This is a genomic window from Neoaquamicrobium sediminum, from assembly GCF_013240295.1.
GTDB classification, from domain to species: Bacteria; Pseudomonadota; Alphaproteobacteria; order Rhizobiales; family Rhizobiaceae; genus Aerobium; species Aerobium sediminum.
This window is the reverse complement of the sequence record NZ_JABETK010000001.1, coordinates 2,085,367-2,101,558: the sequence shown is the minus strand read 5'-3', so window position 1 is coordinate 2,101,558 and position 16,192 is coordinate 2,085,367. Positions and strand designations below refer to the sequence as shown.

General features: G+C 61.9%; 21 protein-coding genes. 7 read left to right on the top strand and 14 right to left on the bottom strand.

Annotated elements, in window-relative coordinates; translation table 11 throughout:
• The first annotated feature begins 109 nt into the window (after positions 1-109).
• The 3 genes from HK436_RS10275 to HK436_RS10265 are packed head-to-tail and all read left to right on the top strand — an operon-like array spanning position 110 to position 1,644.
• A complete protein-coding gene (locus HK436_RS10275) occupies positions 110-736 on the top strand; it encodes a hypothetical protein (protein ID WP_173189355.1) in 627 nt (208 codons plus the stop codon).
• On the top strand, positions 736-1,278 hold the full coding sequence (hpt, locus tag HK436_RS10270) for a hypoxanthine phosphoribosyltransferase (RefSeq protein WP_173189353.1): 543 nt from the start codon (positions 736-738) through the stop codon (positions 1,276-1,278). The genes HK436_RS10275 and hpt overlap by 1 nt, the downstream gene beginning before the upstream one ends.
• Positions 1,279-1,281: 3 nt before the next feature.
• The gene (locus HK436_RS10265) at positions 1,282-1,644 is read left to right on the top strand and encodes a response regulator (RefSeq protein ID WP_173189351.1); all 363 of its coding nucleotides are present in this window, start codon (positions 1,282-1,284) and stop codon (positions 1,642-1,644) included.
• A 206-nt stretch (positions 1,645-1,850) separates the two neighbouring features.
• On the opposite strand, the gene HK436_RS10260 is transcribed toward HK436_RS10265, so the two are convergent.
• The 4 genes from HK436_RS10260 to HK436_RS10245 form a co-directional block, all read right to left on the bottom strand.
• The gene (locus HK436_RS10260; RefSeq protein WP_173189349.1) at positions 1,851-2,852 is read right to left on the bottom strand and encodes an esterase-like activity of phytase family protein; all 1,002 of its coding nucleotides are present in this window, start codon (positions 2,850-2,852) and stop codon (positions 1,851-1,853) included.
• A complete protein-coding gene (gene cobT, locus HK436_RS10255) occupies positions 2,849-4,741 on the bottom strand; it encodes a cobaltochelatase subunit CobT (RefSeq protein WP_173189347.1) in 1,893 nt (630 codons plus the stop codon). Before cobT ends, HK436_RS10260 begins: the two co-directional genes overlap by 4 nt.
• A 3-nt stretch (positions 4,742-4,744) precedes the next feature.
• Positions 4,745-5,731, bottom strand: coding sequence for a cobaltochelatase subunit CobS (gene cobS, locus HK436_RS10250; RefSeq protein WP_173190099.1), 987 nt, complete (start codon positions 5,729-5,731; stop codon positions 4,745-4,747).
• Positions 5,732-5,809: 78 nt separating this feature from the next.
• Positions 5,810-6,427 (bottom strand): J domain-containing protein, encoded by a 618-nt coding sequence (locus HK436_RS10245; protein ID WP_173189345.1) that lies wholly within the window; start codon positions 6,425-6,427, stop codon positions 5,810-5,812.
• A 147-nt stretch (positions 6,428-6,574) separates the two neighbouring features.
• On the opposite strand from HK436_RS10245, the gene HK436_RS10240 reads away from it, so the two are divergent.
• On the top strand, positions 6,575-6,877 hold the full coding sequence (locus HK436_RS10240) for a BolA family protein (RefSeq protein ID WP_173189343.1): 303 nt from the start codon (positions 6,575-6,577) through the stop codon (positions 6,875-6,877).
• 6 nt (positions 6,878-6,883) lie between these two features.
• Here HK436_RS10240 and rlmN read toward each other — a convergent pair whose 3' ends face one another.
• From rlmN to HK436_RS10215, 5 genes are all read right to left on the bottom strand, one after another.
• Complete coding sequence (gene rlmN, locus HK436_RS10235; protein ID WP_244648649.1) at positions 6,884-7,834, bottom strand: 23S rRNA (adenine(2503)-C(2))-methyltransferase RlmN; 951 nt, start codon at positions 7,832-7,834, stop codon at positions 6,884-6,886.
• A 174-nt stretch (positions 7,835-8,008) separates the two neighbouring features.
• Positions 8,009-8,587 carry a TetR/AcrR family transcriptional regulator gene (locus tag HK436_RS10230; protein WP_173189341.1) on the bottom strand — a complete coding sequence of 193 codons (579 nt, stop codon included), beginning with the start codon at positions 8,585-8,587 and terminating at the stop codon, positions 8,009-8,011.
• 10 nt (positions 8,588-8,597) lie between these two features.
• Positions 8,598-9,869: an HlyC/CorC family transporter gene (locus HK436_RS10225; RefSeq protein WP_173189340.1), complete on the bottom strand. Its 1,272-nt coding sequence runs from the start codon at positions 9,867-9,869 to the stop codon at positions 8,598-8,600.
• Positions 9,866-10,993 (bottom strand): 3-dehydroquinate synthase, encoded by a 1,128-nt coding sequence (aroB, locus tag HK436_RS10220; RefSeq protein ID WP_173189339.1) that lies wholly within the window; start codon positions 10,991-10,993, stop codon positions 9,866-9,868. Before aroB ends, HK436_RS10225 begins: the two co-directional genes overlap by 4 nt.
• On the bottom strand, positions 10,993-11,589 hold the full coding sequence (locus tag HK436_RS10215) for a shikimate kinase (RefSeq protein ID WP_312860539.1): 597 nt from the start codon (positions 11,587-11,589) through the stop codon (positions 10,993-10,995). The genes aroB and HK436_RS10215 overlap by 1 nt, the downstream gene beginning before the upstream one ends.
• Positions 11,590-11,843: 254 nt before the next feature.
• Between HK436_RS10215 and HK436_RS10210 the strand changes: the two genes are divergently transcribed.
• Entirely contained in the window at positions 11,844-11,993 is a 150-nt protein-coding gene (locus tag HK436_RS10210; protein WP_173189337.1) for a histidine kinase, read from the top strand.
• A gap of 12 nt (positions 11,994-12,005) precedes the next feature.
• On the opposite strand, the gene HK436_RS10205 is transcribed toward HK436_RS10210, so the two are convergent.
• From HK436_RS10205 to HK436_RS10190, 4 genes are all read right to left on the bottom strand, one after another.
• Positions 12,006-12,185 (bottom strand): hypothetical protein, encoded by a 180-nt coding sequence (locus HK436_RS10205; protein WP_173189336.1) that lies wholly within the window; start codon positions 12,183-12,185, stop codon positions 12,006-12,008.
• 242 nt (positions 12,186-12,427) lie between these two features.
• Positions 12,428-13,375, bottom strand: coding sequence for a sensor histidine kinase (locus HK436_RS10200; protein ID WP_244648647.1), 948 nt, complete (start codon positions 13,373-13,375; stop codon positions 12,428-12,430).
• 267 nt (positions 13,376-13,642) lie between these two features.
• Positions 13,643-13,810: a DUF1328 domain-containing protein gene (locus HK436_RS10195; RefSeq protein WP_173189334.1), complete on the bottom strand. Its 168-nt coding sequence runs from the start codon at positions 13,808-13,810 to the stop codon at positions 13,643-13,645.
• 150 nt (positions 13,811-13,960) lie between these two features.
• The gene (locus HK436_RS10190) at positions 13,961-14,755 is read right to left on the bottom strand and encodes a response regulator (protein ID WP_173189333.1); all 795 of its coding nucleotides are present in this window, start codon (positions 14,753-14,755) and stop codon (positions 13,961-13,963) included.
• A 221-nt stretch (positions 14,756-14,976) separates the two neighbouring features.
• Here HK436_RS10190 and HK436_RS10185 point away from each other — a divergent pair, with 221 nt between their 5' ends.
• Positions 14,977-15,189 carry a NepR family anti-sigma factor gene (locus HK436_RS10185; protein ID WP_173189332.1) on the top strand — a complete coding sequence of 71 codons (213 nt, stop codon included), beginning with the start codon at positions 14,977-14,979 and terminating at the stop codon, positions 15,187-15,189.
• 2 nt (positions 15,190-15,191) lie between these two features.
• Positions 15,192-15,743, top strand: coding sequence for a sigma-70 family RNA polymerase sigma factor (locus HK436_RS10180; RefSeq protein WP_173189331.1), 552 nt, complete (start codon positions 15,192-15,194; stop codon positions 15,741-15,743).
• Here HK436_RS10180 and HK436_RS10175 read toward each other — a convergent pair.
• A complete protein-coding gene (locus HK436_RS10175; RefSeq protein WP_244648645.1) occupies positions 15,729-16,181 on the bottom strand; it encodes a response regulator in 453 nt (150 codons plus the stop codon). The two genes, HK436_RS10180 and HK436_RS10175, sit on opposite strands and share 15 nt — an antisense overlap.
• Between the last annotated feature and the right edge of the window lie 11 nt (positions 16,182-16,192).

Sequence of the window (16,192 nt, the reverse complement as noted above, 5' to 3'; positions counted from 1 at the left end):
TGGTTAAGGCCGGGTTAAATTCCACGTCTGAAGGGTGTTTCCGCAGCGAAGCATTAACCATTTCGGTCTACTGCCTGCAGGAGCACCACGCTAAAGGACGGCCGGCCGCATGAACGAGGACGACAAGGCACGCCCGGTTTCCGGCGAAATCATGACAGGCGAGGCCATACGCAGCGGAAACGTGCGCAAGGCCGATGTCACGGACGCGGAATACGAAACGGTTGACGGTCCGGCAAATGCCAGTCCGCGCGGCTTCGAGCCTGTCGCGCCGGCAACAGGCATGGATTTTCTCAAGGCCGATATCGCCGCCGCGCAGGATGAACCGCGCGGCAGGCAGGGCGGGCCCCTCTTCTGGTCTTTCGGTCTCACCCTTGTCATCCTCGCCTTCTGGATTTCCGGCGGCCATGCGCTTGTGCGCAACGTCGTGCTTCCCGCCCCTTCCGAGCGGCTGCAGCCGCTGCGGATCGGCGAGGTCAAGAGCCGGATCGAGAACCGTGACGGTCGCGATGTGCTGTTCATCGACGGACTTGCCGAAAACCACGGCGGGAGCGCCAGTCCGGTGCCGCCGATCGAAATCATGGTCACCGATAACAAAGGCGCGGCAACGCACTATTTTCTGGGGACAAACGGCGCCGAACTGCAGCCAGGCGACCGCTACTCCTTTTCGAGCCGCCTGGAGGCACCTAGGTACGGCGTGAAATCCGTTTCGGTCAGCTTCCGGGAAGGTAACCGCTGATGCCTGTGGTACGCGGCAAGGAAATCGAGGTTCTGTTCAGCGCCTCGGCCATCGCACGACGCAATCTGGAACTGGCCAAGGAAATCGCCGAGCGCGACTATGAGGACCTGCTGGTCATCTCGATCCTCAAGGGCTCGTTCATCTTTGCGGCCGACCTGATTCGCGCCATGCACGACACCGGGCTGTCGCCGGAAGTCGAGTTCATCTTCATCTCCAGCTACGGCACCGGAACCACCTCCGGCGAGGTGAAGGTGCTGCGCGACATCGACAACGAAGTCGCCGGCCGCGACGTGCTTCTGATCGACGACATTCTCGAATCGGGCAAGACGCTGAAGTTCACACGCGAACTGATGATGTCGCGCGGGGCGAAGAGCGTCTCGATCGCCGTGTTGCTCGACAAGCACAGCAAGCGCCAGACCGACCTGACGGCCGACTTCGTCGGCTTCGACTGCCCCGACTATTTCGTGGTCGGATACGGCATGGACGTCGCGCACGCCTTTCGCGAGCTGCCGTTTGTCGGCGTGGTCAAGGGAGACGCCTGAGGCATGGCCAGGATACTGATCGTCGAGGATGACGAATCCGTGCGCGCCTTCACCGCACGCGCCATCGCGGCCGGCGGCCATGAGGTCGAGACTGCCGAAGACGGCGATCTCGGGCTCGAATCGATCCGCAGCGCCGATGGCGGCTACGACCTCGTACTCTCCGACATCCGCATGCCTGCCATGGACGGCATCGAGATGGCCAAGCGCGCCGCCAGCGAATTCCCGGGTCTCAGGATCCTGCTGATGACCGGCTATGCCGAGCAACGCGAACGCGCCGCGGACCTTGCCGACATCATCATCGACGTCGTGCCGAAACCGTTCACGCTCAACGAGATCAGGACCAAGGTGCAAAGGGCGCTGCAGTAGCGGCACAGCGGCCTTGGCTTTGGTGCGTCCTTCGAGGCTCGCTCCGCTCGCACCTCAGGATGAGGGATGTGGTTTGATCGAACCCGCTCGCGGTGGGCTCGATAAAGGCCGACAAGACCACCCTCGAACCCACCATCATGCAGGAGCGATGCACTACAGTCCTCATCCTGAGGTGCGAGCGGAGCGAGCCTCGAAGGACGCACAACCTAGTCCAGCAGGCGGAACTCCAAATAGATGGTCCTTTGCAGGAAGGACTGATTGTCGTCGGAGACGAGCGAGATGATCGTCTCGCCGTCCTCGCGCTGCCAGACGTCCAGCGCTTCCATGTTGTCGATCCTGTAGGCGAGATCGGCCTGCATCAATACGGTGCCGTCGACCAACGCATCCGGCATGAGGCTTGCCGCCTCGATCCGTCGCAGCCGCATCGCCACGCCCTGTGCGATCGAGAAGCGTCGCTCCAGAAGCAGAAGGTCGCCGCCGGGCAGGAATGCCCCGTCGGTGACGTCGAAATCGTCGCTGCGCAGAACCTTGAAGATGCCACGCTGCGGACCCTCGACAATCGCGGCGAAGATGTTGCCTTCGGTATCGATGCTGCGTTCTGCGACCACGATGCGGGCTCCGGCGAGCGCGCTGTCATCGGGTGCGCGCGCGACGGTCTCGAAGCCCTGATTGTAGCGCAGCTCGTGGCGCGGCACGACGAAGTCGATCTCGCGCAGCGGGCCGGCCATCCCATCCGGGCCTATGGCATATTCGACGATGCGCGCATCGCGCTCGAAGGCGACCGTGGCGATGCCGTCATGGACCTCCAGGCCCTCGGCATCCTTGTCTTCCTTTGCGTCCACGATATTCCCGTTGGCGTCGACCATCGCCTGCAGGCTGAAATCGCTGACACGTACCGGCACATGAGCGCCGTCGCGCTCGATGCGCCCGCGGAACCAGTAACCGTGATCGGCAACGCCGAGAAACACGCTTCCCGCCGACAGAAAGCGCATACCGGAAAACTGGCCGAAACGGCGATCCTGCGCGCTCAGCTCGAGCCCGCCAACGAATTCGAGCGACCCGAAACGTGTCTCGGCCGAGCCGAGCGCGAACCGCGTGATCTGGGAACTCTGGAGCTCGACGGGTTCGGGTGCGCCTTCCTGCGCATGGCCCGCTCCGCCTGTCAGAAACAACAGCACGGCGCCAAGCGCCGCGTGAAAACGCCTCATCGCCCGCGACGGGCGACACGCCGCGCATCGCGCTGGTTTTCTTCGCCGAACAGTGCGGCAAGCTGCTCGGTCATGGCGCCGGCCAGTTCTTCCGCATCGACGATGGTCACGGCGCGGCGATAGTAGCGCGTCACGTCGTGGCCGATGCCGATCGCCAGAAGCTCCACCGGCGAACGCGTCTCGATCAGCTCGATCACGGCGCGCAGATGCCGCTCCAGATAATTGCCCGGATTGACCGACAGCGTGGAATCGTCGACCGGCGCGCCGTCCGAGATCATCATCAGGATCTTGCGCTGCTCGGGCCGCGCGATCAGCCGCTGATGCGCCCACAAAAGCGCCTCGCCGTCGATATTCTCCTTCAGCAAGCCCTCGCGCATCATCAGGCCGAGATTGCGCCGGGCGCGCCGCCAGGGCGCGTCCGCCGACTTGTAGATGATATGACGCAGGTCGTTGAGCCGACCCGGATTGGCGGGCTTACCTTCCTTGAGCCACTTCTCGCGCGACTGTCCGCCCTTCCAGGCGCGGGTGGTGAAGCCGAGGATTTCCACCGAAACGCCGCAGCGCTCCAGAGTGCGCGCCAAAATATCGGCGCAAGTGGCGGCGACGGTGATCGGGCGACCGCGCATGGAGCCCGAATTGTCGAGCACCAGCGTGACCACCGTGTCGCGGAACTGGGTGTCGCGCTCCCACTTGAATGAGAGCGGCTGCATCGGGTCGATAACGACACGCATCAGACGCGCAGTATCAAGGACACCCTCTTCCAGATCGAAGTCCCAGGAGCGGTTCTGCTGCGCCATCAGGCGGCGCTGGAGGCGGTTCGCAAGCCGGCCGACCACGCCCTGCAGATTGGCGAGCTGCTTGTCGAGGAAGGCGCGCAGGCGCTCCAGCTCCTCTTCGTCGCAAAGCTCCTCGGCCCCGACCGTCTCGTCGAACGCGCCGGTGAAGATCTTGTAATCGATCTCCTTGGGCAGGTTCGCGAAGGGGTTGTCCTGCCGCTTGGCTTCGCCCGGCGTCTCGGCGTCGAGGTCCTCGTCATCGGAAAGCTCGTCGGCGCTGGCTTCCGAGGATTCCGTTTCGCCGGTCTCCTCATCCTCGCTGGCGCTGTCGCTTTCCTCGGCCTGCGACTGCTCGGAGCCTGAATCGTCCTCGCCGCCCTGCTCGCTGCTTTCCTCGCCCTGCGGCTCGTTTTCTTCGTCTTCCGATTCCTGGCTCTGCTCGTCCTCGCCCAGCTCCTCGGCCATTTCCATCGAGGCGAGCATCTCGCGCACGACGCGGGCAAAGGCCTGCTGGTCGTCCAGCTTGTCGGCGAGCCCGGCAATGTCGCCGCCGGCCTTGTCGTCGATCCACTTGCGCCAGAGATCGACGACGCGCTGGCCGCTGCGCGGCGCTTCACGGCCAGTCAGCTTCTCGCGCACCATCAGCGCGATGGCTTCCTCCAGCGGTGCGTCGGCCTGGTCGGCGACGTCGGCGAGGTTTGCCTTGGCGTATTTGTCTTCCAGCATCGAGCCGATATTGTCGGCCACGCCTTGCATCGCCCGGCTGCCGATCGCCTCTACACGTGCCTGCTCGACGGCGTCGAAGATGGCGCGCGCCTGCTTGCCCTCGGGCGCAAGGCGCGTATGGACGCGGGGATCGTGACAGGCGCGGCGCAGCGCCATCGAATCGCCGAGCCCACGCGTGACGGCAATGTCTGCGGCCGAAGCCTTCTTGGGCAGGTCGGGCAGGCGCGCGCGCGAGCCTGCCAGCGCCGGCTTCTCCTTGGCAAAGGCGACTTCGAGCTCACCGTCACCGGCAAGCGCGCGCATGCAGACCGACACCGCCCGCTTGAACGCGTCGGTGTCGCCGCCCTTGCCGGGCTTGTTGCGCGTATTGTCGCCTGGGCCCGCCAACGGCTACCCCAGCACCACGTTTGCAGCGCTTTCCGGCAATTCCTCGCCGAAGGCGCGCTGATAGAACTCGGCCACGACGGCGCGCTCCAGCTCGTCGCACTTGTTCAGGAATGTGAGGCGGAAGGCAAAGCCGACATCGTTGAATATCTCGGCGTTCTCGGACCACATGATGACCGTACGCGGGCTCATAACGGTCGACAGATCGCCATTGATGAAGGCGGACCGCGTCATGTCAGCGACCCGCACCATCTTGTTGACGATGTCGCGCCCCTTCTCGGTGCGGAAGTGCTTGGCCTTCGCCAGGACGATCTCGACCTCGTTGTCATGCGGCAGGTAGTTGAGCGTGGTGACGATGGACCAGCGGTCCATCTGCGCCTGGTTGATCTGCTGCGTGCCGTGATAGAGGCCGGTCGTGTCGCCGAGGCCGACCGTATTGGCGGTGGCGAACAGGCGGAATGCCGGGTGCGGACGAATGACGCGGCTCTGATCGAGAAGCGTCAGGCGGCCGGACGATTCCAGCACACGCTGGATGACGAACATCACGTCGGGCCGGCCGGCGTCGTACTCGTCGAAGACCAGCGCGACATTGTGCTGATAGGCCCAAGGCAGGATGCCATCACGGAATTCCGTGACCTGCATGCCTTCCTTGACGACGATGGCGTCCTTGCCGACGAGGTCGATACGGCTGACATGGCTGTCGAGGTTGATGCGTACGCAGGGCCAGTTCAACCGCGCCGCGACCTGCTCAATATGGGTCGACTTGCCTGTGCCGTGATAGCCGGAGACCATCACGCGGCGGTTGTAGGCAAAGCCCGAGAGGATGGCGAGCGTGGTCTGACGGTCGAACAGATAGTCCGGATCGACGTCCGGCACATGTTCGTTGGCGTCCGAATAGGCCGGCACCACCATCGAGGACTCGAAACCGAAAGTGTCCTTCACCGAGACGGTGGTGTCGGGAAGGTTTGCGATGTCGCGATCGTGCTTGTTCATCATGCCTCCACACGCGGAAGCAACGCTGCCGCCAGTGTTCCTGTCATCTTCGGGGGCCGTCTTTAGCAGACCGCGTCGCTAACACAAACCTGCTTGTTTGAGCACGCGGTAAGCTTGAAGAACATCGCGAAACCGGTCTTCCGAACCCCTGTCGCCGCCATTCGCATCCGGATGGTGGCGCTTCACGAGCTCCTTATAGCGCGACTTTATGGCCGCGCCAGTCGCGCTGGCCTCAAGTCCAAGCGTTTCCAGCGCCTTGGCCTCAAGCGTTTTCAGCTTGCGCGTCCGCGGACGCTCCGGATCCGGCTCGCCGCCGAACATGCCGAACGGATCGCGCACCCGATTGTAATAGCCCGCCGCACCCGAGCGCTTCTGCGCGTAGTCTGGCGTGGAGCGTGCATGACCGTTGACGCCCAGTTTCCAAGTCGGCCGGTGGCCCGTCATCGCTTCCTTCTGGTAGCGCGCTACCTCGCTGTCGGCCAGCCCCGAGAAGTAGTTGAAACCCTTGTTGTATTCGCGCACATGGTTGAAGCAGAACTGGAAATATTCGCCCTCGCGCATGCGGCCCACGGGTGCGCGATGGGTGCCCGCCTCCTCGCAACCATCCCACTGACATATGGGCGCGTGCGACTTCAGCTCCGCCTGCGGGTCGCGGCGGACTTTGATCTTCTCGAAATATTTTGAATACGGTTTCATCCGTTCCTGAGCCGAAGCAGCCAGACGATTATGGTCTCTTCGCAGTGCGATACAAGAATTGACATTTGCGGGATCATCCCCCAACCGCATGAATCGAAACGATGTCGGCGGTGCGGAACCGTCCTCATATGGTGAAGGAAACCGACCTTGTCCATCCAGTCCACGATCGAAGCGAAGCTTGCCGCGGCCTTTTCACCGGAACGCCTCGCCGTCATCAACGAGAGCCACCTGCACGCGGGACACCACCATACGGAGTCCGGCCACCACGAGACGTTCGACGGCACGGGTGAAACCCATTTCCGTGTCCGTATCGTGGCAGAGGCCTTCGCAAAGATGAGCAGGATAGAGCGTCACCGCGCAGTCAACGCGCTCCTGGCCGATGAGCTGGCTGCAAGCGTCCACGCGCTCGCGATCGAGCCCGCGGCGCCGGGCGAAAAGACGCGATGGTGAAGCCCGTCAGCCTATCCTGATGCCGGTAAGGTCGCGGAGCCACAGTTGCCCGCACGCAGCGCCGATGTCACGTCCCTGCGTGTCGCGCACGACCACCGGCACGCCTGCCCTTTCAAGCTTCTGGCGGAAAAATCGGAGACGGTCATCGCTGGTGGGCGCCAGGTCGACCGAGTCGACCGGATTCCATCGCATCAGATTGATACGGGCCGGCCGGCCTGAAAACATAGAGATCAGCCGCTGCAGATCCGCGTGGGTATCGTTGATGCCCGGCAGAACGAGATAGACGAAGGTCACCACACGGTTGTGCCGCTGCGCCCATGAAAGCGCGCCGGCGACCACCTCGCGCAAGGCATGTTTGCGCGCTCCGGGGATGAGGCGATCCCGCACCTCCTGTGTCGTCGCGTGCAGCGAAATCGTCAGATTGATCGCAAGATGCTCCTCGCGAAGGCTTCGCAGAGCCTTGGGAATACCAATCGTCGAGACAGTTATCCCCGACGTCGGAAGCGCCATGCCGCGCCTGTCCCGCAGGATTCGTACTGCATCCAGAACATTGGCATAGTTGTTCAGCGGTTCGCCGATTCCCATGAAAACAATGCGATTGACCTTGGGGCCGGCTCTGACGACCTGCTCGACGATTTCGCCGGCGCTCAGGTTTCTTTTGAGGCCCGCTTGACCGGACGCGCAGAAGCGGCAGGCGAATGCGCAACCCACTTGTGAGGAAACACAAGCAGTCATGCCATCGCGGCGGCGAATGAGAACGGTTTCGATCGCATAGCCGTCGTCGAGCCCAAACAGCACCTTTTCAGACCTGCTTCCACGCTCCCGGGCTCTGGTCGAGAGCTTCCGTAGTCTGATCCCCGATTTGTCGGCCCAGTCACGCAGTCGACCTGGCAAATCACGCTGCGGTGAGAACAGGTCCCGATAGTCTATTGTTGTGCCATATGCCGCGGCCAGCATATCGAACTGTCTGGCTGTGAGGTCGAGAGCATGCACACGAGGGCTCCCGCCCTCGAGGCTGTCATCCAACTTGAGTTCTGAGAGGTGCATGGTCGGTCCGTGCGGCGTCACCACACATAGGTGACAATCGCTACATAAATAACCGACGCGTAAGTTATATTCAAGCGGCTGTAGCTATGGCGCTGCCGGAAACTCCTGATCGGGGTACAGTACCGACAGCACATTGGCGGTGCTTTGAGTCATGAACGAAGCGAGGTCCCCATCACGGGCGACCATCCACTGCATGCAGCTTCCCTGAATGACGGCCTGAATAAGCAGCGACGTTTTGAAAGGCTCATGTGGGCCGGCTGGAAGCCGCACTTCTATCGCACCCCTGACCAGTTCGTTGCGCTCGTTCGCAAGCACACGCAGAGCGGGGTCGCGGACGTCGCCCCACAGAAGCAGGAGATAGGCTTCGCTGCCCTCGCCGGTGCCCATCCCGGCAATGAGGTCTTTGAGCATGAACCACAGCGGTCCCAAACCCGGCTCGGATGGCGCTTGCACAAAATAGTCGCGAACTTCCTGCGTCATCCGTTCCATGACCAGAGCGTGGAGCGTGGCCTTGTCGCCGAATCGCTGAATTAACGCGGCGCGCGACAGGCCCACGGCAACGGCAACGTCCGATAACGTGAAATCCGATGGTCCCTTACGCAACAGCACGGCCTGGGCCGTTTCGAGGATTTCATCGTCGCTATGCAGCTTCGGTCGGGGCATGCTCGCTCCCCTACGCCCCTTCGGCTGGTCTGATCCTGATGCGGGTGATGCGGTTCTTGTCGCGTTTCATCACGATGAAGCGCTTTCCGTGGAAGGTGAAGGCCTGCTTCTCCTCCGGGATCGACTGCGTTTCGTGAATGACGAGGCCGGCGATTGTGGTCGCTTCTTCGTCGGGCAGGTTCCAGTCGAGCGCACGGTTGAGATCGCGGATCGGCACGGACCCCTCGACGACCACCGAACCGTCGGCCTCCTGCTTCACGCCCTGCATCTCGACATCGTGCTCGTCGGCGATTTCGCCGACGATCTCCTCGATGATGTCTTCGAGCGTCACCAGCCCTTCCACTTCGCCATATTCGTCGACGACGATCGCGAAATGCGACTTGCGGCGCAGGAACGCGTTAAGCTGATCCTGCAGGGACGTGGTGTCGGGCACGAACCAGGGCTTAGACGCCACCTTCATGATATCGATCTTGGCAAAGTCGTTGCCGACCTCGTTGAGCGCACGCAACAGATCCTTCGCGTGGATCACGCCGACGATGTTTTCCGTCGAACCCTTCCATAACGGCATGCGCGTATGCGGGCTCTGCAAGATCTCGCGCACCAGCGTTTCTGACGGATCATCCGCATTCACCATGCGCATATTGGTGCGGTGGATCATGATGTCAGAGACTTCGAGTTCGTGCAGGTCGAGCAGTCCGCCCATGCGGTCCCGATCCTGCTTGACGACGGAGCCCTCGCGATGAAGCACGGCGACTGTGCCGCGCAGTTCCTCGTGCGCCGACAGCATCGAATCGTCGCGGGCGAGGCTGACGCCGAACAGCGAGAGCAGGTGACGCACGATCCAGTTTGCACCGGTCGACAGCGCGCCGAACAACAGAACCACCAATCTGGCGAACGGCGACACGAAAAGCGCAAACTGCTCCGGCTTGGCCAGCGCCCACGACTTCGGCAGTATCTCGGAGAAGATCACCAGCGTGACCGTCATCGCAATCGTGGCGTAGACGACGCCGCTCTGGCCGAAGATCGAAAGCAGCAAGCTAGTCGCCAGCGCCGAGGCGAGAATGTTGACGAGGTTGTTGCCGATCAGCAGCGCGCCCACCAGCCGGTCGCGGCGTTCTATCAGCCGCTCGACAAGGATTGCGCGCTTGTCGCCGCTGTTGGCCAGCGAGTGCAGGCGCGCACGCGATACCGCGGTCATGCCGGTCTCCGTGCCGGAAAACAGGAACGACATGGCGATCAGCACCACGATCGCCGCGAGCGTGAGCCACATCTCCAGGGTCATGAGGGCAGGTTCTCCTTCAGGAATGACAGCACTTCCGAGGCCGGCACGTCCCTGGCTACGAAGGAACGGCCTATGCCGCGTGTCAGGATGAAGGTCAGGGAGCCGCGCGAGACCTTCTTGTCCTGGGCAATATAGTCGAGCATACGCTCCGGGCCCGGCAAATCGCCCGAAATCTGGGAGACCGCGACTGGCAGGCCGACAGCCGAGAGATGGGCCTCGACACGGGCTGCATCGTCGGGGCTTGCCAGGTTCATTCGGCTCGAGAAGCGATGCGCCATCGCCATGCCGATCGCAACGCCCTCTCCATGGACGAGACGCGCGCTGTCATAGCCTGTCGCAGCCTCAAGCGCGTGGCCGAAAGTATGGCCGAGGTTCAGCAACGCACGGTCGCCCGCCTCGAACTCGTCGCGCGCCACGACATCGGCCTTGGCCTGGCAGGAGACGGCGATCGCTTCCACGCGCGCGGAGCCGCCGGAGAAGATGTCCCGCCAATTGGCTTCCAGCCAGGCGAAGAAATCGGGCCGGTCGATGAGGCCGTATTTGACCACCTCGGCATAGCCGGCGCGGAACTCGCGCTCGGGCAGCGTGTCGAGGACGTCACTGTCGGCGATGACGAGCCCAGGCTGCTGGAAGACCCCGACCAGATTCTTGCCATGCGTGGTATTGATGCCGGTCTTGCCGCCGACGGACGAATCCACCTGCGCCAGCAGAGAGGTCGGCACCTGCACGAAGGCCATGCCGCGACGCACGATGCCCGAGACGAAACCAGCAAGGTCGCCGACGACCCCACCGCCGAGCGCGATAACGATGTCGCCGCGCTCGAGCCGCGCCGCAAGCACCTCGTCGACGACCTGTTGAAGCACGGCGAAGCTCTTGCTGCGCTCGCCCGGCACGATCGTGATCGTCGCCGTCGCGATACCTGCGCCTTCCAGGCTTTGCTTGAGGGTGGCCGCGTGCCGGGCAGCGACGTTCTCGTCGGTGACGATCGCTGCCCGCGCACCGGGAAAACGCCTGGCGAGTGTATCGCCGGCTGAAGCCAGCAAACCGCCGCCGATGAGAATGTCATAGGCGCGGCTGCCGAGGGCAACGTGAACTGTGCGTATGTCTGGCGTGTCGGTGGTCATCAAGCAGTTCTCGTTTCGTCACGGGTGGCAAACCGCTCCAGATGGTCGCCAAGGGCCTGGATGGCTTCGTCCATGATCAGTTCGCGTTTCGCGTCGCGGGTCTCCACCGTGACATCGGCAAGCGCATAGACCGGATACCGGTCCGCCATAAGCTTGGCCATGATCGCGCGCGGGTCCGCATTCTGAAGCAGCGGCCTGTTCTGCTTCTTCGCCACGCGCTCCATCAAAAGGTCGAGATCGGCCTTGAGCCAGATTGAGATGCCGTGCTCTGCGATCGCCTCGCGCGTCTGCGCATTCATGAAGGCGCCGCCTCCGGTGGAAACCACCCGCGGACCTTCACGCAGCAAACGCTCGATGACACGCTGTTCGAGTGCGCGAAATTCCGGTTCGCCGTAGCGCTCGAATAGCTCGGGCACCGTCATACGCGACACCGTTTCGATCTCGTGATCGCTGTCGACGAACGGAAGCTGCAACGCCTGCGCGACCTTGCGCCCGATCGCGGTCTTGCCTGCTCCCATCAGCCCCACGAAAACGACGACACGATCGCCGAGGCGATCGCGCAACGTCGAAACGAGATGCGGGCCGGTGTTCGTCACGACGCCGTCCTCAGCAATGCGAGGAAACCGCGCGACATCGATGCCGCATCGCAGTGCATGCGGCGGCGCAAGCTCGAAATGTCGGGACACATCGCGTCCGCCATCGCCTCCGTCCTTTGAAGGCGGTATCGACATGAAAAGCCTCACCGCGTCAAGCATCGCGGCCTGTTCGCGTTGGTTCTGATCCTTGAAATGATAACGCACCCGTCCCATAACGGGACCGGTTCAATCGGCAAAAAGTTCAAGGGCGATGCATGCCAACTCTGTTCCGACTTCTGACCATATTGGCGGTCCTGGCCGGTCTGGTTTACGGCAGCATGTATGCGTTGGTTCTTTATGTTGAGCCCAACAAGGGCGAGATGACTGTCCGCATCCCGCCGGAACGCCTCAACCCGGCGCAGTAGGCGCAGCAGCTTTCACACAACCAGCAAGGCCGCGAGCACGCCGACCAGAAGTATCCCGGCAATAGTCGTCAGAATCCGCTGCTGGAGACTTGCCACAGGCTGGCGCCGGCGCCGCAGCAGCGGATCGGCAGCCCTGTGGTCGCCCATCGCGAGCCGGGCACCTTCATGAACCGCGTTCATCTGCGAAATCATCGTCATCTCCATGACAGGTCAAGGTCGCAAATGAACGTACGAAGGGGCTCGCGGTTCCTGTGAAAAGTTAATGCACGTCGCATGGAACCACCGCACCCACTGTGCGTTTGTTGTCAGTGACCGGTCGCCCGCACCCCCAATCGCCCCCTCCGATGGGCGGCCGGTCGACAACCAAGGCAACACCCTGAAATTCGTCACAAGCCGGTCATGCGACCGGCTTGTTTTTTTCGCTTGTGAAAGGGTCAGTCGGCCTCGAAATTCGCTGCCGGCACTTCAAGACGATAGTCGAGGCGATCATCCTCGACGTGGAATTCCGCCTTGCCGTCGAGCGAAAGCGGAACGACGCGTTCGAGCGCCACACTGCCGAAGCGTTTCTCGTCCTGCATCTCGGCTGCGTTGGTACGTTCGCTCCAGGTCAGGACGAGCGTAGGCGGACCATCTCCGCCCGCACCGTTCAAGGCACTTGTCAGATGTGCCTGCCCGTTGGGGCGCGCCAACGCCCCATGGCTCATGGAATTAACCACCAGTTCGTGAAGCGCCAGCCCGATATGCAGGGCGGCGTTGGGGTTCAGATACACATCGACACCCTGGAGGCTGACGCTGTCGTCATCCTCACCCCTGTATCGCGCCACCTGGCCTTCCACCAACTCGCTCAGCATGGCACCGCGCCAGTTGGAGGATGTTACCAGATCCTGGGAAGAGGCGAGCGACTGAAGCCGACCGCGAAACCTGTCGAGGAAGGTGTCGATGCTGGTCGAGTACCTGCCCGTCTGCGTAGCGATACTCTGGATGATTGCCAGCAGGTTCTTGGACCTGTGGCTGACCTCACGCAGCAAGGTGCGCAGTGTCTGCTCCCGCCGCTTTCGCTCGGTGATCTCGACGATGGTCGTGACAACGCCAGCGATGACGCCATCATCGTCGGTATCGGCATCGATCCACATATCGTACCAGCGCCCGCCGTCATCGACACTCGATCTGAACTCTAGCGTTTCCGGTGCGCCAGATGCCAAAACGGCGCGCTTGCGCTCGACTATACGCTCGATCGCCGTGGCGGGCATGAACTGATTATCGACCTTGCCGGCAATGTCGTCGGACGACCATTCGGCAGGCACGTTCTGGCCCCACTGCACATGCAGGTCGGGCGTCTGATAGATGACGATGATGCCCGTGTTGCGCAGTGCGCGCAACATGCCGCGCCTCATTTCCACTTCATCCCCCGACTTTCGCCGTATGCATAAATCCACCCCGGAATTATGGCGCTCTACCCGGTCGATGCAAAACGCAAATTGTACTATGCAACGAAACTTGCAGCTCGCGGTTCCAAATTGACGCCGCCGGACGCCGCAAAGTCGATGACTTGCGGCATCCGGCGGGTGGCGAAGTGCGAGCTGAGGGGTCTGCGAACTCCGCCTCTCCCATGCACCACCGCGAGCGGAGATGCATCGAAGCGCGGGACATCAGCCTGCCCGGCGCATCAGCCCTGCAATGAGCGAAATGACGAGGAAGGCGAGGAAGATAAAGAACAGTATTTGCGCAATACCGGCGGAAGCACCCGCGATGCCGCCGAATCCGAGCGCACCGGCAATGATCGCAACGACGAGAAAAACGAGAGCCCAGTAAAGCATGGCGTGTCTCCTTGAACTTATATTCCAAAAACGCTGCCTTCTGCGTTTTGTTCCCGGGCCGCAAGCGGAAGGATTCCGGCAGAAACAGCGACAAAGAGAAGGCCGCCGGACAGGCGGCCCTCATTGCTGATCGACCAGCATGAGCTGCCGTCAGGCGGCAGCCTTCGCCTGCCGGTCGAAGAACAGCGCCTGACTGATAAGCGCCTTGACCATGTCCGGATTGAACGGCTTGGTCACGAGAAACGCAGGCTCCGGCCGCTCGCCGGTGAGCAGCCGCTCCGGAAAAGCGGTGATGAAAATGACCGGAACCGGCGTACCGGCGAGGATTTCGTTGACGGCATCGATGCCTGAGGAGCCATCGGCAAGCTGGATGTCCGCCAGCACCATCTTCGGCCTTTTGGTCGAAAACAGCGCCACGGCTTCCTTGTGGGTGCGCGCGGTGCCGACCACGCGATGCCCGAGGCTTTCAACCATCTCTTCGATGTCCATGGCGATGAGCGGCTCATCTTCGATAATGAGCACGTCGGTCGCGACCTGCCGCGAAATCTCGTCGCTAGCCTCTGCGATCAGCTCCGCGAAACGATCCTCCTCGACGTCGAGGATTTCGGCGGCCTCGGCTTCCGAAAAGCCCTCGACGGCCACGAGCAGGAACGCCTGACGCGGCATCGGCGCAAGAGCGGACAGATTTGCGGCAGCACGACTTTCCCAGCCGGCCGAATCATCGGCTTCCGGTACGCGAATGCTCACGGAGGTGAAAAGGGCGGTGAAAACCCGATACAGCGAAATCCTGTCGCTCGACAATTTCGGAAAAACACTGACGTCGGTGATGATCGCTTCCAGCGTTGCTGCGACCAGTGCATCGCCGCTGTTCTGCGAACCCGTTACGGCGCGGGAAAAGCGCCGCAAATAGGGAAGGTGCGGCGCGATCCTTGCGGACAAACTCATGATATGGCGTCTCCCTCAGTGACGTTAGGATGAAAGCCGGAGGACGGAAGCCGGCCGGCGTTCAGAAAGTCGAAAACGCGGTACATCCAAAAAAGTTCCAACATTTGCGGAACGATATTCAAACACACACGTTGAAGCCCACCATTCGAGCGTTCGCAGGCCCGTGCGAACGGCTGACCTGAGGTTGAGTGTTCGACAGACCGGGGGCTAGAGACATAAGCATGAAGCCAAATATAGCGGCCGCGACGGGCGGCCATAAGAAGCCGGGGCGCAGCTCCGAAACGCTGGGACCGAATTCGGAAATCGGCCGCAAACTCAAGCAATATTATGACGATCTCGTTTCCGACGAGGTGCCGGACAGGTTCGCAAACCTTCTCAAGCAGCTCGAGGAGAGTGAAAATTCCGGCGCCACGCCAGCCGGCGAGGGACAATGATCATGGCCGACGCAGCATCGACCTTCAAACAGGATCTGCTGAGCGCCATTCCAAGCCTTCGAGCGTTCGCCATGTCACTCTCGCAAAATGCGGACAAGGCCGACGATCTCGTACAGGAAACGCTGGTAAAGGCCTGGGACAAGCAGGCATCCTTCCAGCCCGGCACCAACCTCAAGGCTTGGGTCTTCACTATTCTGCGCAACGAATTCTATTCGCAGATGCGCAAACGTGGCCGCGAGGTGCAGGACAGCGACGGTGTCATCACGGCGCGTCTGGCTGTCCATCCGGCTCAGCAGGGCTCCATGGACCTGGACGATTTTCGCACGGCTCTCGAGACATTGCCTGAAGACCAGCGCGAAGCGATCATCCTGATCGGCGCGTCCGGCTTCTCTTACGAAGAGGCCGCCGAAATCTGCGACTGCGCCGTTGGCACGATCAAGAGCCGGGTGAGCCGGGCGCGCAGCAGGCTTCAGGAAATTCTCAACGTGAGCGGTGAGGCTGATTTCGGACCCGATGCCATTTCCGCTCAGGTTATGGGATCAAACGCCGCTTGAACGATCACGGCCGCGCTCGATCGCACGACCGAGCGCGGCAATGAGGTCAGTTCCGCCGTAAGGTTTGGCAACCACCTCGATGTCGGAAACGATACCAAAACGCTCCTGGACATCTGTATGTCCGGTCGCGAAAACGAATGGTATGCCGCGTTGGGAAAGGGAGTTTGCGAATTCCGTCGTGGAATTGCCGCCCAGCATCAGATCCAGAACGGCGACATGAAACGCCTGGCCAGCGAAGGGGTCGTCGCCAAGATCCTCGATCTGGCGAACGATTGTAACTTCAGCCGCACCATGTTCCCGGCATAGCTGTTCCACATCCATTGCGATGAGGAACTCGTCCTCCATGACAAGGACGCGCATGCCGTCCAGGCGAACTTCTTGCAAAATCACTAACCTCCGTGAGGTGCGATATGTGGCCGATTGCATGCCGTCTGTCATTTAAAAAGACA

Coding starts and splice junctions, on each gene's coding strand:
- HK436_RS10275 (WP_173189355.1), top strand. CDS start 110: ATGAACGAGGACGACAAGGCACGCCCGGTTTCCGGCGAAATCATGACA.
- hpt (WP_173189353.1), top strand. CDS start 736: ATGCCTGTGGTACGCGGCAAGGAAATCGAGGTTCTGTTCAGCGCCTCG.
- HK436_RS10265 (WP_173189351.1), top strand. CDS start 1,282: ATGGCCAGGATACTGATCGTCGAGGATGACGAATCCGTGCGCGCCTTC.
- HK436_RS10260 (WP_173189349.1), bottom strand. CDS start 2,852: ATGAGGCGTTTTCACGCGGCGCTTGGCGCCGTGCTGTTGTTTCTGACA.
- cobS (WP_173190099.1), bottom strand. CDS start 5,731: ATGAACAAGCACGATCGCGACATCGCAAACCTTCCCGACACCACCGTC.
- HK436_RS10245 (WP_173189345.1), bottom strand. CDS start 6,427: ATGAAACCGTATTCAAAATATTTCGAGAAGATCAAAGTCCGCCGCGAC.
- rlmN (WP_244648649.1), bottom strand. CDS start 7,834: ATGCTGGCCGCGGCATATGGCACAACAATAGACTATCGGGACCTGTTC.
- HK436_RS10230 (WP_173189341.1), bottom strand. CDS start 8,587: ATGCCCCGACCGAAGCTGCATAGCGACGATGAAATCCTCGAAACGGCC.
- HK436_RS10225 (WP_173189340.1), bottom strand. CDS start 9,869: ATGACCCTGGAGATGTGGCTCACGCTCGCGGCGATCGTGGTGCTGATC.
- aroB (WP_173189339.1), bottom strand. CDS start 10,993: ATGACCACCGACACGCCAGACATACGCACAGTTCACGTTGCCCTCGGC.
- HK436_RS10210 (WP_173189337.1), top strand. CDS start 11,844: ATGCCAACTCTGTTCCGACTTCTGACCATATTGGCGGTCCTGGCCGGT.
- HK436_RS10205 (WP_173189336.1), bottom strand. CDS start 12,185: ATGATTTCGCAGATGAACGCGGTTCATGAAGGTGCCCGGCTCGCGATG.
- HK436_RS10200 (WP_244648647.1), bottom strand. CDS start 13,375: ATGTTGCGCGCACTGCGCAACACGGGCATCATCGTCATCTATCAGACG.
- HK436_RS10195 (WP_173189334.1), bottom strand. CDS start 13,810: ATGCTTTACTGGGCTCTCGTTTTTCTCGTCGTTGCGATCATTGCCGGT.
- HK436_RS10190 (WP_173189333.1), bottom strand. CDS start 14,755: ATGAGTTTGTCCGCAAGGATCGCGCCGCACCTTCCCTATTTGCGGCGC.
- HK436_RS10185 (WP_173189332.1), top strand. CDS start 14,977: ATGAAGCCAAATATAGCGGCCGCGACGGGCGGCCATAAGAAGCCGGGG.
- HK436_RS10180 (WP_173189331.1), top strand. CDS start 15,192: ATGGCCGACGCAGCATCGACCTTCAAACAGGATCTGCTGAGCGCCATT.
- HK436_RS10175 (WP_244648645.1), bottom strand. CDS start 16,181: ATGACAGACGGCATGCAATCGGCCACATATCGCACCTCACGGAGGTTA.